Raw genomic sequence first — 26,134 nt, 5'->3', positions numbered from 1 at the left:
CGCTCGCCCACGACGCGCCTGGTCGGCGCACGCGAACTCGACCGCTAGCCTGGCGGGATGCGCATTGCTGTGATCATCGCGGCGTCTGTGCTGTTGGCAGCGTGCTCGCCGGGTCGGGAAGCCGAACCGACGTCGCAACCCCGGTTGTCGGTGCCGACCGCCACGACGCATCCGAGCGCCAAACCGTCACCGACGACGACAACCTCGCCGCTGCCCACAACGGCTCCGGCCGCGGGAACACCGATGCCGCAGGTGATCAAGTGGGTTGAGGCAGGAAAGCCGGTCGACGCCGCGGGTTTCCACACCGCCACGCGCGACGGCGAAACCACCGATCTCGGTGACGACGTCGCGTTCGTCGCAGCGGGTACCCGCTGTGCGACCGACAAATTGGTCGGTGGCCAGCTGTCGTGCCTGGTCGACGCCGACGGGCTGCCGGACAAGCCGTCGGACGTCGAGGGCAACTGGGTCGCCGGCTGGGTCGACTTCGCCGGCCCGACGGTGGACATCGGCGCACTGCGCGGCGATCCGGGGCGGTTCACCTACGGCGACGGCGCCGAACTGCCTGCCGGGCAGGCACTCGGGTTCGGTGACTACCGGTGCCGCGCCGACGCCACCGCCCTGCTGTGCGTCAATTACGCACACCAGTCGGCCGTCCGGTTCAGCGCCACCGGTGTCGAGCCGCTCGGCTGCCTGCAGCCAGCCCCTCCGCCGGTCGGCGTGGGCAGGCAGTTCAGCTGCCCGCCGGACTAGGCGACGCCTTTGCGTCTGAGGATCGGCAGCACGCCTTCGGCAAACCAGTACGCCTCTTCCAGATGCGGGTAGCCGGACAGGATGAACTCGTCGAAGCCGAGTGAGTGGTACTCGTAGATGAGGTTGGCGACCTCCTCGTGGCTCCCGACCAGCGCGGTTCCCGCGCCGCCGCGGACCAGGCCGACACCGGCCCACAAGTTGGGGTAGATCTCGAGCTGGTCCACCCGGCCGCCGTGCAACGCCGTCATCCGGCGCTGCCCTTCCGACTCCGACTTGGCATGCAGCGCAGTCGCTTTGGCGATCTGCTCCGGGCTGAGCTCGGCCAGCAGCTCGTCGGCCACGGCCCACGCGGCGGCCGAGGTGTCGCGGGAGATCGTGTGCAGCCGGACGCCGAACTGTACGGTGCGGCCACGTTGTTCGGCCAGTTTGCGGACCTGTTCGACCTTGGCGGCGGCGGCCTGCGGCGGCTCACCCCAGGTGAGGTACACGTCGACGTGCTCGGCGGCGATCGGCAGTGCGGCCGCCGACGAGCCGCCGAAGTAGATCTGCGGCAACGGGTCCGGCGGCGCCGAAACCCGCGCGTCGGCCACCGAGTAGTACTCGCCCTTGTACGTCAGCGATTCGTCGGGCCCTTGGCGCCACAGCGAATTCACGATGTGGAGGAATTCCCCGGTACGCGCGTATCGCTCGTCGTGGCTCAGCCAGTCGCCGAACCGGCGTTGTTCGACGTTGTCGCCGCCGCTGACGATGTTGAGCAGCACGCGGCCCTCGGAGAACCGCTGCAGCGTCGCGGCCTGCTGCGCGGCGAGCGTCGGCGGAACCAGGCCGGGCCGAAACGCGACGAGGAACTTGAGCCGCTCGGTCTCGGCGAGCAGCGCCGACGCGGTCAGCCACGCATCCTCGCACCACGTCCCGGTCGGCGTCAGCACCCCTTCATAGCCCAGACGATCGGCCGCGCGCGCGATTTCGGCGAGGTAGCGACGGGTGGGTGCACGGTAGTTGTCCGGGATGGTGTGATGCGTCGAGGCGTGCGACGCCCCGACGATCGAGCGGCTGTCTCCATTGGTGGGCAGGAACCAGAAGAATCGAGCGGATGGCTGGACTGTCACGGACGTCCCCTTCCTAGTTGCGGTTGAGGTACAGGGGCTGCAGCTGATCGGCGAAGCGGCGGTCAACCCAGTTGGCGAACTCGGGTGCGGCGGCGATCTGGCCCGATTGGGCGAACAGGTCGGCCATTTCCTGTTCGGACGCGATCAACTGATCGGAGAGATCGGTGGGCAACCGCAGGCTGCGGCCCTGCGCAACGGTCGCCACCGCGGGGTCGAGCCCGACCTCGGCGGCGTAGCGCGACACCCACTGGTCGCGATGATCGTTGGCCCATCGGACCGCCTTCGCGTAACGCACCAGCAGATCGGCCAGCGCGGTGTTGCGTTTCGGATCGGCCAGCGCCGCATCGGACGCGACGCCGAATCCGGCGCCGTTGGTGACGCCCGTCGCGCGCGCGATGCTGCGCACCGGAAGCTCCTGCTCGGCCTGGGCGGTGTAGGGATCCCACACGGCCCAGACGTCGACCCGGCGCTGCGTGAAGGCCGACAACGCATCGGCGGGTTGCAGGAACACCAGCTTCACGTCGGTCGGGCTGAGCCCGGCACGGCTCAGCTGAACGAGCGTATGGCCGTGCGCTGAACTGCCTTTCGCGATCGCGATGCTCTTGCCGCGGAGATCGGCGACGGTCTGGATCGGCGAGTCGGCGTGGACGAGGATCTGATCGCCGAACCCGCCGCCGTCGTATGCGGAGACCACCTTGACCTTGGCGTTCGACGCCGCACCGAATATCGGTGGGGTGTTGCCGGTGATCGCGAAGTCGATCTTGCCCGCGGTGGCCGCCTCGATCTGCGGTGGGCCCGAGGTGAACGTCGAGAACGCCACCTTGTACGGCAGGTCGTCCAGCGCGCCCGCGGCGCGCAGCAACGCTTCGGTGCCGCCTTTCTGGTCACCGATCTGCAGCGTCACCCCCGCGAGCTCTGAGAGCGGCACCGTCGCGGGAGCCTGCTGAGGAGCCGAATTATCTTGCCGGGACACGCAACCCGTGAGCAATCCGGTGACAAGCAGCAGCGCCGCGAACATACGGCTGGATGCGGGCATACACGTTCTCCTCACGTCAGAGCGCGACGCCGAGGCTGTCGAGCAGCTCGGCCCGGTAGCGTTCGGTGTTGTCCGATGGATCGCCCGGTGATCGCCGGGCGTCGGTGATGTCGAGCGTGTGGACCACCCGGCCGGCCTCCAACACCAGGACACGGTCAGCCAGCGCAACCGCCTCGTCGACGTCGTGGGTGACCAGCAACACGCCGAACCCGTGTTCGCGCCACAGATCGAGCAGCAGCTTGCGCATGCTCAGCCGGGTCAGCGCGTCGAGCGCGCCGAACGGCTCGTCGAGCAGAAGCAGCTCGGGCTCGGCCACCAGGGCCCGCGCCAGCGAAACCCGTTGTGCCTGTCCGCCGGACAAGGTCAACGGCCAGGCGTCGGCGCGATCGGCCAACCCCACATCGGCCAGCGCCCGCTCGGCCCGGGCCAACGCCTGACCGCGCGAGAGCCGGCTGCGGGTAAGGCCGTAGGCCACGTTGGTGCGGACGTCGCGCCATGGGAACAACCTCGGTTCCTGGAAAGCCAACGCCGGTGCGCCGGACACCACTCGCTCCCCCGTGTGGTCGGTGGACAGCCCCGCCAACACGCGCAGGACCGTCGACTTGCCGGATCCACTGCGTCCGATCAATGCGACGATCTCACCGCCGCCGATACGCACCGACACGTCGCTGAGGACGTGATGTTCGCCGTACCACTTGTTCACGCCGCGCAGTTCACCGGCCAGCTTGGTCGTTCGATCCGATATCACGGTCATGTGCGGTACCTCAGGGCTCGACGTTCCAGCATGCGGACAATGGCATCGGTGCCGATACCCAACAGCGCATAGACGATCAGCCCGAAGATGATGATGTCGATGCGCAGGAAGTCACGGGCATTGTTGATCAGGAAGCCGATTCCCTTGTCGGCGTTGATCTGTTCGGCCACGATCAGGGTGAGCCAGGCGATCGCCAGCGACTGCCGGAATCCGACGAGTACCTGGGGTGCCGCACTCGGCACGATGATCGTGCGGAACCGCTGTCGGAACGAAAAGCCAAGCACCTGAGCGGTTTCGAACAGTTTCGGGTCGACCTGACGAATCGCCGAGAAGGTGTTCAGGTACAGCGGGAAGCTCACGCCCAACGCGACAAGCAGCACCTTCGGCAGCTCACCGATACCGAACCACAGGATGAACAACGGGATCAAGCCGAGGTGTGGCAGCGCCCGGATCATCTGCATCGGCGGATCGACCGTGGCCTCCAGCCAACGCGACAGCCCCACAGCGGTTCCCAGTGCGACGCCGACAACCCCGCCCAGCAGCAGGCCGACGACCACGCGGATCCCTGACACCTGCAGCGCGTCGGCGAGCTGGCCGTTGCGGATGAGTTCGATTCCGGCCTCGAGGATCAGCGACGGCGCGGGCAGGACGTCCTGCGATATCACCCCGACCGCGCTGCCCAACTGCCACAGCGCAAGCAGGACAACGGGCGAGATCAACCGGATGACGCCCCATTTTCGTTCGCTCGACCGGCGACTGGCGACGGTTGCCGCAGGGGCGGCCAATTCGGTGGGACTGGTCACGGTGATTCGACGTTACGCACCCCGCCCGCCACGGGTAAGAATTGAAATCGGACTGAGCGAAACCGGATGACACGGCGAAATCGCCGGAATGCCATGCCGCGGCAGCGGGTTACAGCGAACTATGAAGGCTATCGGTGTCTATGAATTCGGCGGCCCCGATGCGTTGGAGGTCATCGATCTACCCGAACCGCAGCCCGGTCCGGGTGAAGTCCGTATCCGGGTACACGCGGCTGCCGTCAATCCGACCGACGTGCTGCTTCGCACCGGTGGACACGCAGTCCGGATGCCCGACCGCCTGCCGCCGTTCGTGCCCGGTATGGATGCCGCGGGCGTGGTCGACAAGGTCGGTCCCGACACCGACGGCCGGCTCACCGTCGGTCAGCGCGTCATCGCCATGGTGCTCTTCACCGGTCCGCACGGCGGTAGCTACGCCGAGCAGGTCGTGGTGCCCGCCGCGTCGGTGGTGCCGGCACCCGCCGGCGTCGGGTTTCCCGCCGCATCGACTCTGCTCATGAACGCATTGACGGCCCGGGTCGCGTTGGACGCCTTGGGCTTGGCACGGGGCGGAACCGTCGCGGTGACCGGTGCGGCCGGTGCCGTCGGCGGATACGCGATCGAGTTGGCGAAGGACGACGGGTTGACCGTGATCGCCGATGCGGGGCCGGGCGACACCACGCTCGTTCGCGGTTTCGGCGCCGATCATGTCGTCGAACGCGGCGCCGGTGTCGCCGATCGAATTCGCGATGTCGTCCCCGAAGGTGTCTGCGGCCTCGTCGACGGCTCGATGCAGACCACCGACGTGATCCCGGCGATCGCCGACGGCGGCACATTGGCCGAGCTTCGAGGCTGGCCGGGGCCGGCACCGCGCGGCATCCGGGTGTGCCCGGTGATGGTGTCGGACCGCATCACCGATACCGCCGCGCTCGACACCCTGCGACGCCAGGCCGAGGCCGGTACGTTGACGCTGCGCGTCGCCGAGGTGTTCGCGGCCGATGACGCGGCCGCGGCGCACCGCATGCTGGAGGCCGGGGGCCTGCGGGGGCGGCCGGTATTGGACTTCTCCTGAACACGAAAATCCCCGCCGGATGCGTTCCGGCGGGGATTGGTAGGTGCGGCAACGCCGCTCAGCCGAAGCGCGTGTTCCCGGTCACGAGCGAGGCGACCACGTCGTGGCCGTTGATCTTCGAGGTGAACGTGCCGTTCTGCAGCCGCACCAACTGCTGGGCCTGCTGGAGCTTGCGCTTGTTGCGCACCTGGGACTGGAACTGCTGGGCGTTGAGCTGTTGGAGCTCAGCCTGTTCGAAGTCACGACCGCTGATGCCGCCGTTGAACTGCACACCGACCGCAGAGCCGTCGGGACGCACGACCCACGACGCGCGCACGCCCTCGTAGTCGGCGGTGTACATACCGGCCGGGTCTGCTACTGCCGCCGCGGTGAACTTGTAGTTCACGCCGTTCATCGTCAGGTCGCCCGTGGCGTCGGTGGCGGTGAAGTCCGCTTTGAGGGTGTCGCGGAACTTCGAGGTGATGTCGATGTTCCCGTCGGTCTGGTTCCCGAAGAACCAGGCCTCGTCGTCCACGCCGTTGCACGCGTAGGCGGTGACGTTGTTGCCGTCGACGGAAATGCCGATGGTCATCTTCTTGCCTTCGGATTCCATGTCGGCCATGTAGCGGACGGAGGCCGGAAGGGGGGCGGCGGCCGAGGTGGTGGTCGGAGCCGCCGATCCAGACGTTTCGGCCTCGGTCGACGATCCGCCAGAGCAGGCGGGGATGGCGCCGAGGGCGATGATCGCACTGACGCCCACAAGGAGGTTGCGCAGGTGTTTTCTCATGTCACCAGCATGTATGGCGACGTCGTTACGCACATGAAGAATGCATGGAGATTGCATGGAGAACCGAGGCGAACCACGGTCGTCAGCCCGCGAGGAATGCCTCGACCTCCGCGCAGAAGACGGGCCAGGCCGGCTCGGTGGCCGTCAGCAGGTGGTTGTTGCTCGCCAGGGCGACCAACCTGGAGTCGTCGATCAAACTGGCCAGCTCCTCGCCGAACTGCATCGGCACCCGGTGGTCGTCGCGGGAGTGCATGATCAGTGTCGGGCAACGGACTTCGCTGGCCGCGTCACGCACGTCGATGCGGGCGAACTCCTCCAGGAACCGCACCGCGTTCTCGGGCGAGGTGGTGCGCCGCTGCAGCTGATCGAACGCCGCCCAGTCGGCGCGGGTGCCGTCCGGTAGGAACTGCGCGGCGAACACCTGCCGGAACGCCGGATCGTCACGTCCCCAGCCGACGCGTGCCAAATCGAGATCCAGTGCGGCGGCGCGTTTTTCCTCATCGCCGACGGCGCGTACGGCGCGTCCCCGCGCGTACGCACCGCACAGCACCAGGCGGCTGACCCGCTCCGGGTGCCGCGCCGCGTACGCCACCGCGACCGCACCGCCTTGCGAGACCCCCAGCAGCGGAAAGTGTTCCAGCCCCAGGGCCTCGACGACCGACTCCAGATCGGCGACCCAGTCCTCGAAGGAGAAGTCGGTGGCTTCCCAGTCCGACAGGCCGCAGCCGCGTTCGTCGTAGCGAATGAACGTGTGGTTGCGGGACAGATCGCGTACCCAGTGGCTCCACACCGGGCTTTCGATGTCGTAGCCGAGATGGGTCATCCAGTTCGCCGCGCGGACGAGTGGCGGGCCCTCCCCCGCGACGGCGTACGCGAGCCGGACCCCGTCGGCGGCCCGACAGAACGCGATGTGCTGGCGCGGCGGCGGCTCCGGGTTGATCGGTTGCGGCGCGACGGGATGCGGCGCGGGCCGGTCCTGCGGTGCGGCGATGGTGCCGACGAACTGATAGCCCCGGCCGCGGACGGTACGGATGTAGCGCTGCGATTCCCCGTCGTCGCCAAGCGCGCGGCGCGCCGCCTTGATGCGGCTCGTCAACGCTGCTTCGCCGACGAACCGCCCGCCCCACACCGAGTCGAACAGTTCCTCTTTGCTGACGAATCGATCGTGATGACTGATCAGTTGGGTGAGCACGTCGAACACCTGGGGCTCGACCCGGATCACCTCGTCGTCACGGCGCAACTCATAGCGCCCGGTGTCGAGGACGAAGTCGTCGAATCGCCAGGTGCGGGGCGATTCGGTGCGTTCAGGATCGGATGTGGCGGCCACCGACGCAATCGTAGGGCCCCGCGCATGTGAGGAGCAGATCAGACCCCGCGCAGATCAGACCTATCGCCAGCCGTCAGCGGCCTTGGCCGCCTGCATCAACGCATCGCACAGCTGGCGGAGTTCGTCGGCCCCGGCGCCCTCGTCGACCGCCGTCGCGAGATCCTCGGCCGCACAGCGGACCTGATACACCCGATCCGACAGTTGCGATGCCTCGTCGGCACTCAGCACCACCGAATCCGGCGCGAGCGACGTGCCCTTGACCATTGCGCGTTGTTCGTAGGCGCGCTGCCGGCAGGACTGTCGGCAGTACTGGCGGCGGCGTCCCATCTGAGCGTCGGAGACTTCGCGCCCGCACCACCGACACGGCTGCGGACGGTGGCGTCTGCTGTTCCCGGTGGCCATGTGTCCTGACTGTAGACGGACCCTTGCCGCATCCGGCGTATCATGGACGGTCGAGTCGGGAACTTGGCAACGCCGTTGTGCGTTGTGTTATCCGGGCCAAATCGCGTGATGAGGAGTGTTTGACGATGGCTGATCGTGTCCTGAGAGGCAGTCGCCTCGGAGCCGTGAGCTACGAGACCGACCGCAACCATGACCTGGCGCCGCGTCAGGTCGCGCGCTACCGCACCGAGAACGGTGAAGAGTTCGACGTTCCGTTCGCCGACGACGCAGAGATCCCAGGTACCTGGCTGTGCCGCAACGGCCTGGAGGGCACTCTGATCGAGGGTGACGTGCCGGAGCCGAAGAAGGTCAAGCCGCCGCGCACCCACTGGGACATGCTGCTGGAGCGTCGTTCGGTCGAGGAACTCGAAGAATTGCTCAAGGAGCGTCTCGACCTGATCAAGACCAAGCGTCGCGGTAGCTGAACGACGTAGACAGAAAGAACCGCGAGCGTGTGTACGCTCGCGGTTCTTTTTGCGTCTGGGCAGGTGTGCGCTAGCGGACGACACCGCGGGCGCGGTCGAGGCGGCCGCGGATGCCCCACTCGGCGACCTTGAACATCGCCTCGCGGATGTTGGATCCGCTCATCTTCGACACGCCGAGCTCGCGCTCGGTGAACGTGATCGGGACCTCTACGACGGTGAAACCGTTGTTGATCGCGCGCCACGTGAGGTCGATTTGGAAGCAGTAGCCCTTGGAGTCCACCGCCGAAAGGTCGATCTTCTCCAGCACCTCGCGCCGGTATGCGCGATATCCGGCGGTGATGTCGTGGATGTCGACGCCGAGCAGGAACCGGGAGTAGGTGTTGGCGGTCTTGGACAGCGCCAGGCGCCGCCACGGCCAGTTGCGCACGGTGCCGCCGGGGACGTACCGCGATCCGATGGCCAGGTCGGCGCCCGCATCGACGGCGTCGAGCAGCCGGCTGAGCTCTTCCGGCGCGTGACTGCCGTCGGCGTCCATCTCGACCAGCACCGAGTAGCCGCGACCCAGGCCCCACTCGAACCCGGCCAGATAGGCCGCGCCGAGCCCGGCCTTGCTGGTGCGGTGCATGACGTGGACGCGATCGGGGTCGGCGAGTGCCAGCTCGTCGGCGAGCTTGCCGGTGCCGTCCGGGCTGCCGTCGTCGACGACCAGGATGTGAACCTCAGGGCAGGCGTGGTGCACGCGCCCGACGATCAGCGGCAGATTCTCCCGCTCGTTGTAGGTGGGGATGATCACCAGAGTGCGCTGACTCGGGCTCATGTTGCTCCTTCATCATCGCCGGCGTTTGCCGCCCGGCGCCGAAAACTTTTTGGCACGAACCTTCCATTGTGCATCATCGCGGTGAACAACGCGGTGACAGCTACCCAGAGGACAGCGCCGAAACCCGCGATGACCAGCACCGCCTGCACGATCGGACCCCACTGCGTCGCAGGCGTCAGGTCGGACTTCAGGCGAATCTGGCTGTCGAGGTACGCGGGCTCGAACCACTCGGTGCGGGCCAGCTCACGGCCGTCCGGGGCGATCACCGCGCTGATCCCGGTTGTCCCGGCAACCACCACGTAGCGGTTGTGCTCGACGGCGCGCAGTTTGCCGAACGCCAGCTGCTGGGAACTCATGGCCTCGTCGAACGTGGCGTTGTTGGTGGGCACTGTCAACACCTGGGCACCGTTGAGCACCGACTCCCGCGCCGCCCGGTCGAAGATGACCTCCCAGCACGTCGTGACCCCGATCGGGACTCCGGCCGCATGCACGACACCGGTGCCGTTCCCCGGGATGAAGTAGCCGGCCCGGTCGGCGTAGGACGACAGGTGCCGGAAGAACCCGCGCCACGGCAGGTACTCGCCGAACGGCTGCACGATCTGCTTGTCGTGTCGCTCGCCGGGGCCGTCGGTGGGGTTCCACACGATCACGGTGTTGTTGGCGACCGGATTGTCCGGGGTGTAGCCCGGCGCCTTGACCACACCGCCGACGAGGATCGGCGCGTCGATCGCCTCGGCCGCCGCGGTGATTTGCGCGGAGGCGTCGGCATTGGCGAGCGGATCGATGTCGGAGGAGTTCTCGGGCCACACGACGAACATCGGTTGTGCGGCACGGCCGGCCCGGACGTCGTCGGCCAGCCGCATCGTCTCTTTGACGTGGTTGTCGAGCACCGCGCGCCGCTGTGCGTTGAAATCGAGCCCGAGCCGCGGCACGTTGCCCTGCACCGCGGCCACTGTGACGGACGGATCGTCGCCTGCGCCCATGCCGGAGTGGCGCACACCCGGCCACAGCAGAGCGGTCGACAGCAGCACCACGGCGACCGACACGCCGGGCAGCAGAACAGCGGGGGCGGGCACCCCGGGCTTGTGTCCGTGATGCCACCACCGCACGATCTCGAGCGCCACCACAGTCAGGCTGAACCCGGCCAGCGCGACGGCGAACGACAGCAGTGGCGCGCCGCCCAGGCGTGCGATGGGCAGTAACGGACCGTCGGTCTGCCCGAATCCGACCACACCCCACGGGAATCCGCCGAACGGCACGGTCGACTTGAGCCATTCCTGGGCGGCCCACAGCGCGGCGAACCACACGGGCCAGCCCGGCAGCTGTCTGATCACAACAGCGAGCACACCGAACAAACCGCAGAACAGGGCCTGCGCCGTGGCCAGCGCCAGCCACGGCACCGCCCCGACCAGACCGCTGATCCATGGCAGTAGCGGCACGTAGAACGCCAGGCCGAACAACAGTCCGTACCCGAAACCACCCGCGCGCGTCGTCGACCGGAGGGTGAGAACCCAGGCCAGCAGGCCGAATCCGGCGAACGCGGCGAACCACCAGCCCACGGGCGGGAAACTCACCCACAGCGCGAGGCCGCCGCCGATCGTCGCGGTCAGTTGCGGCCATCGGTCCGCCACCGCGCGGCCGAACCGGCCGGCCCACGCAGATCGCTTGGCCTTCTCGTCCTTGGCGGCGTCTTTGTCTTTGTCGACGTCCTTGTCGAGGTCGTCGGGCAATGAATCGTGGTCGAAGTCGTCGGCAAGTTCGTCATCGACGGGTTCGTCGTCGCCGATCGCCGGTATCACCTCGGTGACCTCGTTGGGCCCCTCCCGGAGCCGGTCGAACCGGCTTCCCGAATGCCTCGGCCGGTCGCTAGCCATGGATGGTGACACCTCGGCGGACCGTTTGACGACAACGGGGCAGCGCAACGCCGGCAGCCAGTCGCGGCAGTGCCGGGACGCGGGAGCGCGGGTCGGTGGACCAGCGCTGCGCGGCGTTAGCGGGTGCGCTGACCTCGAGATCGTCGGCGTCCCATACAGCAAAGCTGGCGGCCGCACCGGCCACCAGTGTCCCGGTGACGCCGTCACGCACGCCGCCCGCGCGCCACCCGCCGCGGGTGGCGGCGGCGAATGCGGCGCGGGCCGACACCGCACTCGACGGGGTGCGGTGCTCGATCGCGGCCCGGACCGTCTCCCAGGGGTTCATGCTGGTGACCGGGGTATCGGAGCCGAAGGCGAGGGGCACGCCTTCGGATGCTAACAGCGCGAGGGGGTTGAGCCGATCGACTCGATCAGGGCCGAGACGCTGCGCATACATGCCGTCGCGACCACCCCACAAGGCGTCGAAGTTGGGTTGCATGCTCGCCGCGACACCCCACGTCCCGAGTTGGCGGGCCTGCTCGGGAGTGACCATCTCAAGGTGCTCCAGCCGGTGGCCACACCGCGCGACGGCCGGTGCCCCGAGCCGGTCGACGACGGTCGCCACGGCGTCGACGACGGCCGTCACGGCCGCGTCACCGATAACGTGGAACCCGGCCGGGATGCCGGCCTCGGTGCAGGCGTGCACGTGCGCCGCGATGGTTTCGGCGTCGAGGTAGCGGTTGCCGCACGTGTCGGGGGCATCGTGGTACGGGGCGTGCAACCAGGCCGTGCGCGAACCCAGTGCGCCGTCGACGAACAGGTCGCCGGCCAGCCCGGTGGCGCCGGTCTCGGCGATGAGCGCCCTGGCGTGCTCGGCGTCGTGTGCGGGTTCACCCCAGTAGCCGATCACCTCGACGCCGTGGTCGAGCTCACGCAGTTCCTGCCAGTCGACGAGGCCGCCGATCTGTGGCCCGGCGCATTCGTGCACGGCGACGATCCCGAGCGCGGCCGCGTGGTCGAGCGCCGCGACGCGCGCGTCGTGGCGTTGCCGTGTGGTCACGCGGTCCCGGGCCGCGGCGCGGACCAGGTGGTGGGCGTCGGCGCGGAGCGGCTGCTGCGGCGAATAGCCCTCGGCTGCGGCCAGTTCGGGGACCAGCCGACGCAGCGCCGATGTTGCGACCGCCGAGTGGACGTCGACCCTGGCCAGGTAGGCGGGCCGGTCGCCCAGCACCGCGTCGAGGTCATCGGTGGTCGGCGGGGTGCGCTCGGGCCAGCCGGATTCGTCCCACCCGTGGCCCCACAGCGGTCCGTCCGGATGCTTCGCGGCGTGGTCGCCGATCAACCGCAGACAGTGTTGTAGCGAGGTGGCCGTCCGCAGATCGAGGCCGTGGAGGTTCAGCCCGGTGGCGGTGACGTGGACGTGACTGTCGACGAACGCCGGTGCCACGAAACCGCCGTCGAGGTCGACGATGTCGGCGCCAGGGAATTGTGCGCGGCCGACGTCATCGCTGCCGAGCCACGCGACCACACCGTCGCGCACCGCCATGGCGGTCGCGTCGGGATGGCTCGGGCTGTGGATGTGCCCGTTGAGCAGCAGCGTCGTCACGCTCAAGAACGTACTTGGCGGCCGGTGAGGGCTCGTTATTCGGGCTGGGGCCTGATCGCCGGACGGGTTGGCGTCCAGGTGCCGGGTGCATCGTGGACGTCGATGACCTCGCCGTCGATGTAGTCGCGGCGCGGGGTGATGAACGTGACGTGCCGCGCGACGCCCCGCGCGGCCAGGCCCGCCGCCAAGGGACGCACCGCCGAGCGGGTGAGCGGGACGAGCATGAGCAGGCCCACTGCCGTGGTCACCAGGCCCGGGACGAACACCAGAACGGTGCCGAGCGCCACCAGGGCGCTGTCGGTGACCTGGGCACCGGGGTTGGTCGTGCCGCGGCGCAGCGTGGCGAGCTGCTTGCGCAGCTGCGAGCCGGCCAGCGCCAGCCCGACGACGAACGCGCCCACGAGGGCCAACAATGTCCAGCCGACGCCGATGGTGGCCGCGAGCGCGACGATCACCGCCATCTCCACGATCACGTAGAGCAAGAAGTACCGCATCAGCATGCAGTGACAACGGACGAGCGACGCCCAGGGTTCCGCCCGCGCTCAGATGTCGATGGCGGCGTGCGTTACGCCACGGCCCGGATTTCGAGCGCCACGTTGTTCTTCATGCCGCCGCGCAGCTTGGAGAAGAAGTTGAACGTCTTGCCGAGCAGCCCGTAGCGGCTGCCGATGGCGCGATAGGCGTCGCCCGTGCGGACTGCGTTGACCGCCGCGACCGCTTCCACCGGCTCGCTCTTGGGGTTGCCGCGCATGTCGCACTTGGCGATCGTGACGCGCGGGGTGTTGCGGATCCGCTTGACCTTCCAGGACTTTTCCTGCGTGATCACGATCAGGCCGTCGCCGTCCGGGGCGGCCCAGATCGGCGTCGGCTTCTCGCGGCCGTCCTTGGTGAACGTGGTGAGCAGGATGTATTCGGATCCCGCGACATCGGCGAAGGTGAGGGCCATGCCACGAACTTAGCGTGGGCTCACCCTTCGAGCTCGCCTTCGGTTTCCAGCAACACCTGTCGCAGCCCGTCGAGCGTGGCCTGCTCGGGTTGTGCCCACATGCCACGGCCCGCGGCCTCCAGCAGGCGCTCGGCCATGCCGTGCAGCGCCCACGGATTGGATTCGGCCATGAACTTGCGGTTCTCGTCGTCGAGCACGTACTCGGCCGACAGCCGTTCATACATCCAGTCGGCCATCACGTGGGCCGTGGCGTCGTAACCGAACAGGTAGTCGACGGTCGCGGCCATCTCGAAGGCACCCTTGTAGCCGTGGCGGCGCATCGCGTTGATCCAGCGGGGATTGACGACGCGCGCCCGGAACACCCGGTTGGTCTCCTCCGACAGCGTGCGCGTGCGCACCGCGTCGGGGCGGGTGTTGTCGCCGATGTAGGCCGCGGGCGCTTTGCCGGTCAGCGCGCGCACCGTGGCGACCATGCCGCCGTGGTACTGGAAATAGTCGTCGGAGTCGGCGATGTCGTGTTCGCGCGTGTCGGTGTTCTTGGCCGCCACGGCGATTCGGCGGTAGGCGCGGTTCATGTCGTCGGCGGCCGGTGCACCGTCGAGTCCCCGCCCGTACGCGAAGCCACCCCACGCGGTGTAGACCTGCGCGAGGTCGGCGTCGTCGCGCCAGTTGCGACTGTCGATCAGCTGCAACAGCCCGGCCCCGTACGTGCCGGGCTTGGAACCGAAAATGCGTGTGGTGGCGCGCCTTTCATCGCCGTGCTCGGCCAGGTCGGCTTGGGCGTGGGCGCGGACGTAGTTGTCGGCGGCGGGCTCGTCGAGACCGGCCACGAGCTTGACCGCGTCGTCGAGCATCGTGACGACGTGCGGGAACGCGTCGCGGAAGAACCCGGAGATACGCACCGTGACGTCGATGCGGGGCCGGCCGAGCTCGGCGAGCTCGATGGGCTCGAGGTTGACGACGCGCCGCGACGCGTCGTCCCACACCGGCCGAACGCCCAGCAGGGCAAGCACTTCGGCGATGTCGTCGCCCGCGGTGCGCATGGCCGATGTCCCCCACACCGAAAGCCCGACCGACTGCGGCCAGCGGCCGTGATCGGTGCGGTAGCGCTCGAGCAGCGAATCCGCCATGGCGACACCGGTTTCCCAGGCGAGCCGCGATGGCACGGCCTTGGGGTCCACCGAGTAGAAGTTGCGGCCGGTGGGCAGCACGTTGACCAGGCCGCGCAGCGGTGAGCCCGACGGCCCGGACGCGATGAAGCGGCCGTCGAGCGCCCGCAACACCTGGTCGATCTCGCGTTCGGTTCCGGCCAGCCGCGGGACGACTTCGGTCGCGGCGAACCGCAGGATGCGCGCGACCTCGGGGTTGTCCGTCAGCCGGTCGACAGCGCCTGGGTCCCAACCGCTTTCCTGCAGGGCGGCGACCAGCTCACGGGCCCCGGCCTCGGCCGCGTCGACCGCGGCGCGATCGTCGGAACCGTCCTCGGTCAGGCCCAGCGCCTGCCGCAGGCCCGGCACCGTCTGTTCACCGCCGAACAGCTGCCGGGCCCGCAGGATGGCCAGCACCAGGTCGAGTTCCCCTTCGCCGGTGGGTTTCTGGCCGAGTACATGCAGGCCGTCGCGGATCTGCACATCCTTGATCTCGCACAGCCAGCCGTCGACGTGCAGCAGCATGTCGTCGAACGAATCCTCGTCGGGACGGTCCTCGAGCCCCAGGTCGTGGTCCATCTTCGCGGCCCGCATGAGCGTCCAGATCTGCTGACGGATCGCAGGCAGCTTGCCGGGGTCGAGGGCGGAGACGTTGGCGTGCTCGTCGAGAAGCTGCTCCAGACGCGCGATGTCGCCGTAGGTCTCGGCGCGCGCCATCGGCGGGATCAGATGGTCGACGAGCGTCGCGTGGGCACGCCGCTTGGCCTGTGTGCCCTCCCCCGGATCGTTGACCAGGAACGGGTAGATCAACGGCAGGTCGCCGAGCGCGGCGTCAGTACCGCAAGCCGCGCTCATGCCAAGGGTCTTGCCGGGCAACCACTCCAGGTTGCCGTGCTTGCCGAGGTGCACGACGGCGTCGGCTTTGAAGTGGGGGTACGAGTCGCCGAATTGCCCGTCCAGCCAACGGTAGGCGGCCAGGTAGTGATGGCTGGGCGGCAGATCGGGGTCGTGGTAGATGGCCACCGGGTTCTCGCCGAAACCGCGCGGCGGTTGGACCACGATCACGACGTTGCCGGCCCGCATCGCCGCGATGACGATCTCGCCGTCGGGGTCACGGCTGCGGTCGACGAACAGCTCACCCGGCGGTGGACCCCAGTGCTCGACGATCGCGTCGGCCAGTTCGGCGGGCAGCGTCGCGAACCACGCGCGGTAATCCTTGGCGGACACGCGGATCGGGTTTCCGGCCAGTTGGCCATCGGTCAACCAATCCGGGTCCTGGCCGCCGCGCTCGATGAGTGCGTGCATCAGGGCATCACCGTCGCCGGACTCCAGACCGGGGATGTCGTCGGCCTCGCCCAGGTCGTATCCGGCCTCCCGCATCGCGCGCAGCAGCGCGAGCGCGCTCGCCGGGGTGTCGAGACCGACCGCGTTGCCGATTCTGGCGTGTTTGGTGGGGTACGCCGAAAACACTAGGGCGACATGCTTTTCGGCGGCCGGGACGGAACGCAGCCGGGCATGCCGCACGGCCAGTCCGGCCACCCGTGCGCAGCGTTCCTCGTCGGGCACGTAGGAGATCAGGCCCTCGTCGTCGATCTCCTTGAAGGAGAACGGGACGGTGATGATGCGGCCGTCGAACTCGGGCACCGCCACCTGGGTCGCGACGTCGAGCGGGGACAGGCCGTCGTCGTTACCCGACCACTGCTCACGCGAACTGGTCAGGCACAGCCCTTGCAGAATCGGAACGTCCAGTGCCGCGAGGTGAGCCACGTTCCACGAGTCGTCGGCTCCCCCGGCGCCGACCGTGGCCGGGGTCGACCCACCCGCGGCGAGCACTGTGGTGATCAAAGCGTCTGCGGTGCCGAGCAATTCGAGTAGTTCAGGTTCGGCGGTCCGCAGCGACGCGCAGAAGACCGGGAGCGGGCGCCCGCCGGCGTTGTCGATGGCGTCGCACAGCGCGTCGACATAGCCGGTATTTCCGGCCAGCTGCTGGGCGCGGTAGAACAGGACCGCGACGGTCGGGCCGTCGGCGGCGGTGTTCGCCCGTTCCAGCACGTCCCAGTTCGGCGTGCTGACCGGCGGCGCGAAGCCGAAGCCGGTCATGAGCAACGTGTCGGACAGGAACGCGTGCAGGTTGCGCAGATTCTCGACGCCGCCCTGGGCGAGATAGATGTGGGTTTGCAGGGCCGCACCCTGCGGCGCGGTCGAACGGCCCATCAGGTCGGCGTCGGGTGATTGTTCGCCGCTGACGACGACGGCCGGCACGCCACTGGCCACGACCGTGTCGATGCCGTCCTGCCAGGCGCGGTAGCCGCCGAGGATCCGCACGACGGCGACGTCGGCACCGGCGAGCAACTCCTCCAGCTCGCCGCCGACCAGCCTCGACGGATTGGCCCACCGGTACTCCGCGCCGCTGGCGCGGGCAGTGATCAGATCGGTGTCCGACGTCGACAACAGCAGGACGGTAGGAGCAGCGGACGCGGTCGGATCAGCCGGATCAAGTGGGTCAGACACTCACCATTCGTACCGCACCGGCTGCGGCAGTGGTGCAGTCGGTGCGGTACGCGCCGGTGTCAGCGCTGGATTTCGCCGAAGCGGTCGTGCCACGACTGCCGGTACGGCCGGCCCGTGGCGGCCACGAGCACCAGTACGAACGCGACGAAGACGCCAAAGGCAAGCATGGTCGCTCCTTTCTAGAACCGGTTTCAACTTGCGGTACCGGTGGTCCCGGGTACTTGCCGCAAACGTACGCCCAAAGCCGCCGAAAATCGTCGATCTGTAAGGGACGGAACAGCTTTCCAGTTCTGTGACGGATGTCACATCTGACGGTAGTTGGCCGCGGTCCAGCGCTGCTCACCGATGAACGGGCGCAGCGCCAGCAGGTACACGACACCCGCCACCAGTGGGGCGAGCAACGGCACCCACGGCACCGTCACAGGCAACGCGGCAGCCGCCAGCGCCAGCACGGTGAATCCGATGGCGGTGAGCATCGTGGGGCGCGTCGTCGTCACCACCTCCGGGGTGCCGACCGCGTACCTGATCACGAGATACGCCACTGCCGAAAGACCCGCGAGGGCCGCGAACACCGGCTCGGGTTCGGACAGCGCGAGTGCGGACGCGGCTGCGACGACAGCAGCCGTCGCGACGGGCCGCAGCAGCAGTGCGACAAGAACGCCCACGGCGGCGAGCGCCGCTGCCACCAACGCCGGACCGTCCGCCGGAGCCGCCGTGGCGGCAGCCATGAGCAACCCGAACACCGTCGAGAACGCACGCGGGGCCGGTTGCGCCGACATCGTCACAACCGCCGGTGCACGTGCCGGTGCCGGTCGGGTATCAGGCGCATCGCGTCCTGCAACGGGCCGTCGCTTCGCCAGTGCACGACGTCGACGCCGATCGTGCTCATGTCGCGGTACATCGCCGACCGCTGCAGCGCCCACATCCGCGCGATCAGCGGATCCAGTTCGCCGTCGAACGGCGCCCCCTCCAGCACGTCGACGGCGACGACGTGGTGGCCGCGCTTGGACAGTTCGATCAATGCCAGCGCGAATTCGGTGCTCAGCAGCGTCGAGAAGGCCACGACGATCGCACCGGGTGGCACGGCCGCGCGCGGGGCCAATGTGCCGGTCGTGGTTTCGAACCCGCTGCCGACGCCGAGCACGGCGTCGAGCACGCGGTAGAACTGCCTGCGCCCGATGTCGAGGCCGAGCCAGCGCGGCCGGCGACCGCCCAGCGCGACGATTCCCGCGCGATCGCCGTTGCGCAGCGCGCTCTGCACCACCTGGGCCGCGCCGCGGGCCGTACGTTCGGTGGCCTGCGTTGCCGGTCCGGGCGCCTGGTCGTGCGTGTCGATCAGCACGACGACGTCGGCCCCGCGGTCGGTGAGCCGTTCGGTGACATGCAACCGTCCCCGCCGCGCGCTCACGGGCCAGTTGACGGTGCGCAGATGGTCACCCGGCACATAGGGCCGCACGTCGGCGTACTCGACGCCGGGCCCGGTGTGCCGGGTCAGGTGGGTGCCGAGCCGATCGGGCAGTTCAGCGCGCGGGATCGGGGTGCCCTGCGGCGCGGCAAGCGGGAACACGTACAACTCGGCGGCCTCGACGGTCGCTTCCCCGACCATCAGCCCGCCGGGCGGGATCACCTCGACACGTGCCCGCACCGGATATCGGCCCCACCGCGTCGCCCCGGCCGCAACCGTGGCTCGGTCACTCGTCGCCGCACCGACGTCGACAGTCATGCCCCGGCTCGGCTGGACCGTGAGCACACAACCGGTACCGGGAGCAGCCGCGACGCGCACCGACACCGGGACAGTCTCGTTCTCGAAACACCGCACTGCGGCAGGCTCGCCGCGCACCTCGACCCGGCCCGCCGGCCGCTGCCAGTGGACCGAACACAGCACGCCGAGCAGCGGAGCCGCGAAAACCACCAACTGCCAACGTGATCCGGCTACCGCGGCCACCAGCACCAACGCGGACGCGGTGGCGATGGCCTTGGTCAGCGGTGCCGCGCGCCAGTGCGGTTCGGCTTCCACGCGACGGATCTCGGGCATGGCCGGATCAGGCCGGCCCGGGATGGGTACGAGGCACCGGAAGCCTGCGCAGTAGTTCGTTCATCACGTCCGAGCCGTGGATGCTGCGCACCCACATCTCCGGGCGCAGGCTGATGCGGTGTGCGATCGCCGGGACCGCGAGCGTCTTGACGTCTTCGGGGATGACGTAGTCGCGGCCGAGCAGCAACGCGCGGGCCCGCGCCAACTGGACGAGGTCGAGTTCGGCACGCGGACTGGCACCGACCGCGACCTGCGGATGATGCCGGCTCGCCGCGGCCAGGGCCACGACGTAGTGCAGTACGTCGTCGTGCACGCTCACCTGTTCCACCGCTTCGCGCATCCCGAGGAACTGCGGCCCGTCGATCACCTGGTGCACGTCGACCTCGGCCGACCCGCGGTCAAGCCGGCGCCGCAGCATCGCGGTCTCGTCGGCGGTCGAGAGATATTTGAGCTCAAGGCGTATCGAGAACCGGTCGAGCTGGGCCTCCGGCAACGGATAGGTGCCTTCGTACTCGATCGGGTTGTCCGTGGCCAGCACGATGAAAGGGGCTGGCAGTCGGTGTGTTTGGCCGTCGATGCTGACCTGCCCCTCGGCCATCGCCTCCAGGAGCGCGGCCTGGGTCTTGGGCGGCGTCCGGTTGATCTCGTCGGCCATCAGCAGGTTGGTGAAGATCGGGCCCGGCCGGAATTCGAAACGGCCGGACTGCATGTCGTAGACCGTCGAGCCGAGCAGATCCGCGGGCAACAGATCCGGGGTGAACTGCACGCGCGTGAACTTGAGCCCGAGCGCGGCGGCGAACGACCTGGCGATGAGTGTCTTGCCCAGCCCGGGAAGATCTTCGATGAGCACGTGCCCGCGTGCCAGCAGCGCGGTGAGGATCAGCGTCAGTGCCTCGCGCTTGCCCACCACGACACGTTCGATTTCGTCGAGCACGGCATGTGCGGTCGCAGCCGCCGACTCCTGCGCGGATACGGGCACCGGGCCGGTCATAGCCGCTCCAATCGTTCGAGGATCTCGCCGAGAACCGCGCGCCCCGGACCGGGTTCGTCGGCGCGGCCTGCCGAGGTGGCGACGTTGTTCGGATCCACCCACTGCCACAACTGTTCTCCGAACAGCATCCGGCCGGTCGCGTGGAACGCCGCGGGATCGCCGGCCTGGCGGTGCCCGGTGGCCGCGGCGAACTCCCTGGCCAATCGCGGCCGCAGATGCCGGTCCCATTGCAGCCGCGTGGAATCGGCCCGCCGGATCAACGTCTCGGTCTCGGCCCGCCACTGCGCGAGCAACTCGGCGGCATCGTCGGAGGACGACCATCGATCGTCTGCCTCGTCGTCGGAGCGCAGCGACCAGCGCATCGCGAGCAACAGGATCGCCAGTGCCGCACCGGCCGCCCAGCCCACCAGGCTCCGATCGGGTAGCGCAACCGACCAGGCCTCGACCAGGATCACCAGCAGAAAGCCCGCCACCACAGTTCTTTTCACGCCAGGCTCCGTAAATCGGCGAGTACCCGGTGCAGCGCCGCCACCGCGGCGTCGCGGTGGGCCTCGGTCATCACGTGCGGGCTGAACCTGGCCTCGGTGAACAACTCGACGAGTTCGGTTGCGCTGTCGGCGGACAACGCGTGATGGCTGACCGCGCGCGCCAGCACCTCCGACGGGGTGTCGGAATCCTGCGGTACCGCACCCGGTGCCTGCGCCAACCCGTGCTCCATCGCGGCGTAGCACGCGATGATCGCGGTGCGCGGGTCGCGGCTGAGATCTGCGATCTCGGCCAGGCCGAGTTCGGCTGCGCGCGCGAGAGTTTCGGGTCCGCCAGGGCTCGGCGGTGACGCGATGTGCTCGCCGTCGTCGAACCAGGTCGCCGGGCGCGCACGCCGTCTGGCCTGCACGACGGTGCCGAACGCCACGATCAGCAACAGGATCACCGACGTCACAGCCAGATACCTCAGCGCGCTGTCCCCGCCGCCGACGGGGTCGGGCGGTTGCTGCGGGGGCGACCCCGGCGGCGCAGAAGCCGGCGGTGACGACGACGGCGCCGGCTCATCGGGTTCGGCCAGGCGGGTGATCAGTATGAGCACCAGCAGCCACCACAACAGCGCCGCCAACGCGACAAGCGCCCACCGCCAGCGCAGCCGGACCTGCAGCCCGCGCAATTCCAGGCGTCCGAAGCCCTCATCACCGACCGGGCGGTCGAGTTTGCGGGGTGCGGCGATCACGGCGAACGCGAACCCGGCGAGCGCGACCGCCAGCAGGGCGATCAACGCCACGAGCCCGGCCGGCGAATCGGTCCGGGCCTCGGCGGGCGCACGCTGCCCGCCCGGCACATAACCGCGCAACGCGATGGCAGCCACGACCACAAGCGCGAGCACTGTGGCCACGCGCCCTGCCGCCTTATCGATGCCGGGCATTGCCTGGACAATCGTCGCACGGTTTTCGATCGTGGCCAGCGAAATGCTTTACCCGGCCGCGCGCGGATGACGCAATGATCGAGTGAGTGAAACCCGCGCAACCAGCCTGACCATCACCAAACTCGGTGCGCACATCGGCGCCCGCGTCGAGGGTGTGCGCCTCGGCGGCGATCTGGACGCCTCTACCGTCGACGCCGTCAATGCCGCGCTGCTCGAGCACAAGGTGCTGTTCTTCCCCGATCAGCACCACCTCGACGACGACGGGCAGCTCGCGTTCGCGCACCTTCTCGGCACGCCCACCACCGCACATCCCACGCTGTCGCGCGGAGAGCAGGTGCTTCCGATCGACTCCCGCTACGACAAGGCCAACAGCTGGCACACCGACGTCACGTTCGTCGACCGGATCCCCAAGGCGTCCCTCCTGCGTGCGGTGGCGCTGCCGGACTACGGCGGCACCACGACGTGGGCCTCGACCGAGGCGGCCTACGATCAGCTGCCCGCACCGCTGCGGGCGCTGGTCGAGAATCTGTGGGCCACCCACACCAACCTGTACGACTACGCCGCCCAGTTCCCGTCGCCGCACGGCGACAATCCCAGTGAGACCGAGCGCGCATATCGCGACCAGTTCGTCTCCGACTATTACGAGACCGAGCATCCCGTGGTGCGCGTGCATCCGGAATCCGGCAGGCGTGTCCTGCTGCTCGGCCACTTCGTGAAGAAGTTCGTCGGGCTCGGTTCGACCGAGTCGGCGGCGCTGTTCCGCTTGTTGCAGGACCGGATCACCAAGCTGGAGAACACGGTTCGGTGGAGCTGGCGGCCGGGCGATCTCGCGATCTGGGACAACCGCGCGACCCAGCACTACGCGGTGGCCGACTACGACGACCAGTACCGCAGGCTCAACCGCGTCACGCTCGCCGGCGACGTGCCGGTCGACATCCACGGCGAGCGCAGCCGCGTCGTCAGCGGCGACGCGTCGGCGTACTCGAACGTGGTCGCCCCGGTCGCACTCGCCGGCTGATCCTTAGAATGGGTCCGGTATGGCTCGGACCCGTGACCACGACGCCTGCCCCGGCGCGCTGACCGTGCATCAGGCCGCCGATGGCGCCCTGGTGCGTATCCGGCTGGCCGGCGGCGCGATCACCTCGGCCCAACTCGCGACACTCGCCGAGGTGGCCACCGAGTACGGCTCCCCTGCAATGGAACTCACGTCGCGCGGCAACATCCAGCTTCGGGGCCTCACCGACACCGCCGCCGTCGCCGGCGCGCTGGCCGAGGCCGGGTTGTTGCCGTCACCGACCCATGAGCGGGTGCGCAACATCGTGGCCTCACCGCTGTCGGGCCGCTCCGGCGGCCTCGCCGACGTCAGGGGCCTGGCCGCCGGGCTCGACCTCGCCATCCAGGCCGAACCGGCGCTCGCCGAGCTGCCCGGCCGGTTCTGGTTCAGCCTCGACGACGGTCGCGGTGACGTGTCCGGATCGGGTGCCGATGTCGGCGCGCACGTGCTCGACGGCGACACCGCCGCCCTGTTGCTCGCCGGCACCGACACCGGGGTACGGCTGGCCGTCGCCGACGTCGTACCGACACTGGTCGACGTGGCCCGGCGCTTCGTCACGACGCGCGGGAAAGCCTGGCGGACAACCGAACTCGATGACACATCGGAGTTGCTCGCGGGCTTGACCGCCAGTGCGCCCGCCGGCACCCGGTGGCCGCCGACCGTCAAGCCGCCGGTCGGCTGGATCGAACAGCACGACGGCAGGATCGCACTGGGCGCCGGACTACCCCTCGGCGTGCTCGGCGCGCGCGAGGCGCAGTTCCTGGCGGCCATCGAGGCGCCCATGGCCATCACCCCGTGGCGTTCGGTTCTGGTGTTCGACCTGGACGAGGGCACCGCCGACGTCGCGTTGCGGGTGCTGGCCCCGATGGGGCTCGTGTTCGACGAGAACTCGCCGTGGCTGGACGTCAGCGCCTGCACCGGCAGCCCGGGTTGCGCGAAGTCGGCCGCCGACGTGCGGTCGGACGCGGCCAAGGCCGCGGCCACCCCTTCACCGACACACCGGCACTTCGTCGGCTGCGACCGGGCCTGCGGCAGCCCACCCGTCGGCGAGGTCCTCATCGCCACCGAGGACGGATACCGACTGCGTCAACCGCCCCCGTAGGGTTAGCGGGTGCTCGACTACATCCGCGATGCCGCCGAGATCTACCGGCAGTCGTTCGCGACGATCCGCGACGAGGCGGAGCTGTCGCGATTCCCCGCCGACGTGTCGCGCGTGGTGGTACGGCTGATCCACACCTGCGGCCAGGTCGACGTCACCGAGCACGTCGCCTATACCGACGACGTCGTGGTCAGGACGCATGCCGCGCTCGCCGCGGGCGCCCCGATCCTGTGCGATTCCTCGATGGTGGCGGCCGGTATCACCAGGTCGCGGCTGCCCGCCGACAACGAGGTGGTCTCGCTCGTGGCCGACAGCCGCGCACCCGAGCTCGCCGCGCGGCTCGGCAGCACCCGGTCGGCGGCCGCGGTCGATCTGTGGGCCGACCGGCTCGACGGCGCGGTGCTCGCGATCGGCAACGCTCCGACGGCCCTGTTCCGGCTGCTCGAACTGCTCGACGACGGCGCGCCGACGCCTGCGGCGGTGCTCGGCGGACCGGTCGGCTTCGTCGGGTCGGCGCAGTCCAAGCAGGAGCTGATCGACCGGCCCCGTGGGATGTCCTACCTGGTGGTCACCGGCAGGCGCGGTGGCAGCGCCATGGCCGCGGCCGCCGTCAATGCGATTGCGAGTGAGCGGGAATGACCTCAAGAGGAGTGCTGTACGGCGTCGGCCTGGGACCTGGCGATCCGGAACTGGTGACGGTCAAGGCCGCCCGGCTGATCGGCGAGGCCGATGTCGTGGCCTACCACAGTGCCCGCCACGGCCACAGCATCGCCAGGAGCATCGCCGAACGCTATCTGCGGCCCGGGCAGCTCGAGGAGCACCTCGTCTACCCCGTCACCACCGAGACCACCGACCATCCCGGCGGCTATGCCGGGGCCATGGAGGATTTCTACACCGAGGCCGCCGAACGGATCGCCGAACACCTCGAAGCCGGACGCGACGTCGCGTTGCTGGCCGAGGGCGACCCGCTGTTCTACAGCTCGTACATGCACATGCACACCCGGCTGACACAGCGATTCGACGCCGTGATCGTGCCCGGCGTGACATCGGTCAGCGCCGCGTCCGCCGCTACCGGCACGCCGCTCGTGCAAGGCGATGACGTGCTGACCATCCTGCCCGGCACCCTTCCGGAGGACGAGCTCACACGGCGGCTGGCCGACACCGACGCGGCCGTGGTGCTCAAGCTCGGCCGCTCCTATACCAAGGTGCGCGAAGCGCTTTCGACGACGGGCCGGCTCGACGAGGCCTACTACGTCGAGCGGGCCAGCACACCGCGCGAGCTGGTGGCACCCGCGGGCGAGGTCGACGCCGCGAAGGTGCCGTACTTCTCGCTCGCGATGATCCCGGGCGGTGAGCGCCGCCCCGCGAGCGAGGGCAGCGTGGTGGTCGTCGGGCTCGGACCCGGTGACTACGACTGGATGACGCCGCAGAGCCGGCGCGAGCTCGCGGCCGCGACGGACCTGATCGGCTACGGCCCCTACCTGGACCGGGTGGGCATCCGGCCGGGGCAGCGCCACCACCCCAGTGACAACACCGACGAGCCCGAGCGGGCGCGGCTCGCGTGCACGCTGGCTCAGCAGGGTCGCGCGGTCGCGGTCGTGTCGTCCGGCGATCCGGGTGTGTTCGCCATGGCCACCGCGGTGCTCGAGGAGGCCAAACAGTGGCCGGGCGTCGAGGTGCGCGTGATCCCGGCGATGACCGCGGCGCAAGCCGTGGCGAGCCGCGCCGGCGCGCCGCTGGGCCACGACTACGCGGTGATCTCGTTGTCCGACCGCCTCAAGCCGTGGGACGTGATCGTCGAGCGACTGACCGCCGCCGCCAAGGCCGACCTGGTGCTGGCCATCTACAACCCGGCGTCGAAGACGCGCACGTGGCAGGTCGGCGCGATGCGTGACCTGTTGCTGACCTATCGCGATCCGAGCACGCCCGTGATCATCGGTCGGAGCGTTTCGGGCGCGCGGCCCGGCCCCGGCGAGAGTGTCCGCGTGGTCCGGCTCGCCGAACTGGACCCGGCCGAGGTCGACATGCGCTGCCTGCTGATCATCGGGTCGTCGCAGACGCAGTGGTACAGCGACACGGCCGACGGCAAGACCGAAGAACGTGTCTTCACGCCGCGCAACTACCCGGACTGACTGTCGTCGATTTTTATTGACTGCTGTCAGAATCCCGATTAGTGTCCGGCG

The 26,134-nt window shown here is 69.1% G+C and carries 25 protein-coding genes; 7 read left to right on the top strand and 18 right to left on the bottom strand.

Annotation, left to right across the window (positions count from 1 at the left end; translation table 11 throughout):
• Positions 1 to 57 precede the first annotated feature (57 nt).
• A complete protein-coding gene (locus tag AWC31_RS33595) occupies positions 58 to 750 on the top strand; it encodes a hypothetical protein (RefSeq protein ID WP_085149736.1) in 693 nt (230 codons plus the stop codon).
• On the opposite strand, the gene AWC31_RS33590 is transcribed toward AWC31_RS33595, so the two are convergent.
• From AWC31_RS33590 to AWC31_RS33575, 4 genes are read right to left on the bottom strand one after another with little or no spacing between them, the layout of a single operon-like run.
• Positions 747 to 1,859 carry an LLM class flavin-dependent oxidoreductase gene (locus AWC31_RS33590; protein WP_085149733.1) on the bottom strand — a complete coding sequence of 371 codons (1,113 nt, stop codon included), beginning with the start codon at positions 1,857 to 1,859 and terminating at the stop codon, positions 747 to 749. The two genes, AWC31_RS33595 and AWC31_RS33590, sit on opposite strands and share 4 nt — an antisense overlap.
• A gap of 13 nt (positions 1,860 to 1,872) precedes the next feature.
• A complete protein-coding gene (locus AWC31_RS33585) occupies positions 1,873 to 2,895 on the bottom strand; it encodes an ABC transporter substrate-binding protein (protein ID WP_085149731.1) in 1,023 nt (340 codons plus the stop codon).
• A 16-nt stretch (positions 2,896 to 2,911) separates the two neighbouring features.
• Positions 2,912 to 3,649 (bottom strand): ABC transporter ATP-binding protein, encoded by a 738-nt coding sequence (locus AWC31_RS33580; RefSeq protein WP_085149728.1) that lies wholly within the window; start codon positions 3,647 to 3,649, stop codon positions 2,912 to 2,914.
• Positions 3,646 to 4,452: an ABC transporter permease gene (locus AWC31_RS33575; protein WP_165766098.1), complete on the bottom strand. Its 807-nt coding sequence runs from the start codon at positions 4,450 to 4,452 to the stop codon at positions 3,646 to 3,648. Before AWC31_RS33575 ends, AWC31_RS33580 begins: the two co-directional genes overlap by 4 nt.
• 121 nt (positions 4,453 to 4,573) lie before the next feature.
• On the opposite strand from AWC31_RS33575, the gene AWC31_RS33570 reads away from it, so the two are divergent.
• The gene (locus tag AWC31_RS33570) at positions 4,574 to 5,518 is read left to right on the top strand and encodes an NADP-dependent oxidoreductase (RefSeq protein WP_085149726.1); all 945 of its coding nucleotides are present in this window, start codon (positions 4,574 to 4,576) and stop codon (positions 5,516 to 5,518) included.
• Between the two features lie 58 nt (positions 5,519 to 5,576).
• Here the strand turns inward: AWC31_RS33570 and AWC31_RS33565 are convergent, their stop codons facing one another.
• The 3 genes from AWC31_RS33565 to AWC31_RS33555 all read right to left on the bottom strand — a co-directional run bounded on the left by AWC31_RS33565 (position 5,577) and on the right by AWC31_RS33555 (position 8,013).
• Positions 5,577 to 6,284 carry a hypothetical protein gene (locus tag AWC31_RS33565; protein ID WP_085149723.1) on the bottom strand — a complete coding sequence of 236 codons (708 nt, stop codon included), beginning with the start codon at positions 6,282 to 6,284 and terminating at the stop codon, positions 5,577 to 5,579.
• Between the two features lie 82 nt (positions 6,285 to 6,366).
• Positions 6,367 to 7,611 (bottom strand): alpha/beta hydrolase, encoded by a 1,245-nt coding sequence (locus tag AWC31_RS33560; RefSeq protein WP_085149721.1) that lies wholly within the window; start codon positions 7,609 to 7,611, stop codon positions 6,367 to 6,369.
• Positions 7,612 to 7,671: 60 nt separating this feature from the next.
• Positions 7,672 to 8,013, bottom strand: coding sequence for a hypothetical protein (locus AWC31_RS33555; RefSeq protein WP_085149719.1), 342 nt, complete (start codon positions 8,011 to 8,013; stop codon positions 7,672 to 7,674).
• 125 nt (positions 8,014 to 8,138) lie between these two features.
• Between AWC31_RS33555 and rbpA the strand changes: the two genes are divergently transcribed.
• Positions 8,139 to 8,477, top strand: a complete 339-nt coding sequence (gene rbpA / locus AWC31_RS33550; protein WP_003880369.1) for an RNA polymerase-binding protein RbpA — start codon at positions 8,139 to 8,141, stop codon at positions 8,475 to 8,477.
• A gap of 70 nt (positions 8,478 to 8,547) precedes the next feature.
• Here rbpA and AWC31_RS33545 read toward each other — a convergent pair whose 3' ends face one another.
• From AWC31_RS33545 to AWC31_RS33495, 11 genes are all read right to left on the bottom strand, one after another.
• A complete protein-coding gene (locus AWC31_RS33545; protein ID WP_067852828.1) occupies positions 8,548 to 9,294 on the bottom strand; it encodes a polyprenol monophosphomannose synthase in 747 nt (248 codons plus the stop codon).
• Positions 9,291 to 11,168, bottom strand: coding sequence for an apolipoprotein N-acyltransferase (lnt, locus tag AWC31_RS33540; protein ID WP_085149717.1), 1,878 nt, complete (start codon positions 11,166 to 11,168; stop codon positions 9,291 to 9,293). The genes AWC31_RS33545 and lnt overlap by 4 nt, the downstream gene beginning before the upstream one ends.
• A complete protein-coding gene (locus AWC31_RS33535; RefSeq protein ID WP_085149714.1) occupies positions 11,161 to 12,753 on the bottom strand; it encodes an amidohydrolase in 1,593 nt (530 codons plus the stop codon). The genes lnt and AWC31_RS33535 overlap by 8 nt, the downstream gene beginning before the upstream one ends.
• 35 nt (positions 12,754 to 12,788) lie before the next feature.
• Positions 12,789 to 13,253 (bottom strand): FxsA family protein, encoded by a 465-nt coding sequence (locus AWC31_RS33530; protein ID WP_067852833.1) that lies wholly within the window; start codon positions 13,251 to 13,253, stop codon positions 12,789 to 12,791.
• Between the two features lie 65 nt (positions 13,254 to 13,318).
• On the bottom strand, positions 13,319 to 13,699 hold the full coding sequence (locus AWC31_RS33525) for a PPOX class F420-dependent oxidoreductase (RefSeq protein ID WP_085149712.1): 381 nt from the start codon (positions 13,697 to 13,699) through the stop codon (positions 13,319 to 13,321).
• A 20-nt stretch (positions 13,700 to 13,719) separates the two neighbouring features.
• Positions 13,720 to 17,358: a cobaltochelatase subunit CobN gene (cobN, locus tag AWC31_RS33520; RefSeq protein WP_085149710.1), complete on the bottom strand. Its 3,639-nt coding sequence runs from the start codon at positions 17,356 to 17,358 to the stop codon at positions 13,720 to 13,722.
• A gap of 302 nt (positions 17,359 to 17,660) precedes the next feature.
• Positions 17,661 to 18,137, bottom strand: coding sequence for a hypothetical protein (locus AWC31_RS33515; protein WP_067852970.1), 477 nt, complete (start codon positions 18,135 to 18,137; stop codon positions 17,661 to 17,663).
• A 2-nt stretch (positions 18,138 to 18,139) separates the two neighbouring features.
• Positions 18,140 to 19,393 (bottom strand): DUF58 domain-containing protein, encoded by a 1,254-nt coding sequence (locus AWC31_RS33510; RefSeq protein ID WP_085149708.1) that lies wholly within the window; start codon positions 19,391 to 19,393, stop codon positions 18,140 to 18,142.
• A gap of 7 nt (positions 19,394 to 19,400) precedes the next feature.
• Positions 19,401 to 20,384, bottom strand: a complete 984-nt coding sequence (locus AWC31_RS33505) for an AAA family ATPase (protein WP_085149706.1) — start codon at positions 20,382 to 20,384, stop codon at positions 19,401 to 19,403.
• Entirely contained in the window at positions 20,381 to 20,872 is a 492-nt protein-coding gene (locus AWC31_RS33500; protein ID WP_067852842.1) for a hypothetical protein, read from the bottom strand. Before AWC31_RS33500 ends, AWC31_RS33505 begins: the two co-directional genes overlap by 4 nt.
• Positions 20,869 to 21,798: a DUF4129 domain-containing protein gene (locus tag AWC31_RS33495; protein ID WP_085149704.1), complete on the bottom strand. Its 930-nt coding sequence runs from the start codon at positions 21,796 to 21,798 to the stop codon at positions 20,869 to 20,871. The genes AWC31_RS33500 and AWC31_RS33495 overlap by 4 nt, the downstream gene beginning before the upstream one ends.
• An 82-nt stretch (positions 21,799 to 21,880) precedes the next feature.
• On the opposite strand from AWC31_RS33495, the gene AWC31_RS33490 reads away from it, so the two are divergent.
• The 4 genes from AWC31_RS33490 to AWC31_RS33475 are packed head-to-tail and all read left to right on the top strand — an operon-like array spanning position 21,881 to position 26,083.
• The gene (locus tag AWC31_RS33490; protein WP_085149702.1) at positions 21,881 to 22,816 is read left to right on the top strand and encodes a TauD/TfdA dioxygenase family protein; all 936 of its coding nucleotides are present in this window, start codon (positions 21,881 to 21,883) and stop codon (positions 22,814 to 22,816) included.
• 19 nt (positions 22,817 to 22,835) lie between these two features.
• Positions 22,836 to 23,954 (top strand): precorrin-3B synthase, encoded by a 1,119-nt coding sequence (gene cobG / locus AWC31_RS33485; RefSeq protein ID WP_085149700.1) that lies wholly within the window; start codon positions 22,836 to 22,838, stop codon positions 23,952 to 23,954.
• A gap of 9 nt (positions 23,955 to 23,963) precedes the next feature.
• Positions 23,964 to 24,590 carry a precorrin-8X methylmutase gene (locus AWC31_RS33480; RefSeq protein WP_085149698.1) on the top strand — a complete coding sequence of 209 codons (627 nt, stop codon included), beginning with the start codon at positions 23,964 to 23,966 and terminating at the stop codon, positions 24,588 to 24,590.
• Positions 24,587 to 26,083 (top strand): precorrin-2 C(20)-methyltransferase, encoded by a 1,497-nt coding sequence (locus tag AWC31_RS33475; RefSeq protein ID WP_085149695.1) that lies wholly within the window; start codon positions 24,587 to 24,589, stop codon positions 26,081 to 26,083. Before AWC31_RS33480 ends, AWC31_RS33475 begins: the two co-directional genes overlap by 4 nt.
• The last annotated feature ends 51 nt before the right edge of the window (positions 26,084 to 26,134 follow it).

The sequence above is a fragment of the Mycolicibacterium wolinskyi genome (assembly GCF_002101965.1).
GTDB classification, from domain to species: Bacteria; Actinomycetota; Actinomycetes; order Mycobacteriales; family Mycobacteriaceae; genus Mycobacterium; species Mycobacterium wolinskyi.
This window is presented reverse-complemented; position numbering and strand designations above follow the sequence as displayed.

What these genes read in the sequence shown, in the direction of transcription:
- AWC31_RS33505 (WP_085149706.1), bottom strand. Translation starts at nt 20,384, where the DNA reads ATGACCGGCCCGGTGCCCGTATCCGCGCAGGAGTCGGCGGCTGCGACC.
- AWC31_RS33475 (WP_085149695.1), top strand. Translation starts at nt 24,587, where the DNA reads ATGACCTCAAGAGGAGTGCTGTACGGCGTCGGCCTGGGACCTGGCGAT.
- AWC31_RS33515 (WP_067852970.1), bottom strand. Translation starts at nt 18,137, where the DNA reads ATGTCGGCGCAACCGGCCCCGCGTGCGTTCTCGACGGTGTTCGGGTTG.
- AWC31_RS33555 (WP_085149719.1), bottom strand. Translation starts at nt 8,013, where the DNA reads ATGGCCACCGGGAACAGCAGACGCCACCGTCCGCAGCCGTGTCGGTGG.
- AWC31_RS33495 (WP_085149704.1), bottom strand. Translation starts at nt 21,798, where the DNA reads ATGCCCGGCATCGATAAGGCGGCAGGGCGCGTGGCCACAGTGCTCGCG.
- AWC31_RS33595 (WP_085149736.1), top strand. Translation starts at nt 58, where the DNA reads ATGCGCATTGCTGTGATCATCGCGGCGTCTGTGCTGTTGGCAGCGTGC.
- AWC31_RS33510 (WP_085149708.1), bottom strand. Translation starts at nt 19,393, where the DNA reads ATGCCCGAGATCCGTCGCGTGGAAGCCGAACCGCACTGGCGCGCGGCA.
- AWC31_RS33585 (WP_085149731.1), bottom strand. Translation starts at nt 2,895, where the DNA reads ATGCCCGCATCCAGCCGTATGTTCGCGGCGCTGCTGCTTGTCACCGGA.
- lnt (WP_085149717.1), bottom strand. Translation starts at nt 11,168, where the DNA reads ATGGCTAGCGACCGGCCGAGGCATTCGGGAAGCCGGTTCGACCGGCTC.
- cobG (WP_085149700.1), top strand. Translation starts at nt 22,836, where the DNA reads ATGGCTCGGACCCGTGACCACGACGCCTGCCCCGGCGCGCTGACCGTG.
- AWC31_RS33545 (WP_067852828.1), bottom strand. Translation starts at nt 9,294, where the DNA reads ATGAGCCCGAGTCAGCGCACTCTGGTGATCATCCCCACCTACAACGAG.
- AWC31_RS33530 (WP_067852833.1), bottom strand. Translation starts at nt 13,253, where the DNA reads ATGCTGATGCGGTACTTCTTGCTCTACGTGATCGTGGAGATGGCGGTG.
- rbpA (WP_003880369.1), top strand. Translation starts at nt 8,139, where the DNA reads ATGGCTGATCGTGTCCTGAGAGGCAGTCGCCTCGGAGCCGTGAGCTAC.
- AWC31_RS33525 (WP_085149712.1), bottom strand. Translation starts at nt 13,699, where the DNA reads ATGGCCCTCACCTTCGCCGATGTCGCGGGATCCGAATACATCCTGCTC.
- AWC31_RS33570 (WP_085149726.1), top strand. Translation starts at nt 4,574, where the DNA reads ATGAAGGCTATCGGTGTCTATGAATTCGGCGGCCCCGATGCGTTGGAG.
- AWC31_RS33580 (WP_085149728.1), bottom strand. Translation starts at nt 3,649, where the DNA reads ATGACCGTGATATCGGATCGAACGACCAAGCTGGCCGGTGAACTGCGC.
- AWC31_RS33565 (WP_085149723.1), bottom strand. Translation starts at nt 6,284, where the DNA reads ATGAGAAAACACCTGCGCAACCTCCTTGTGGGCGTCAGTGCGATCATC.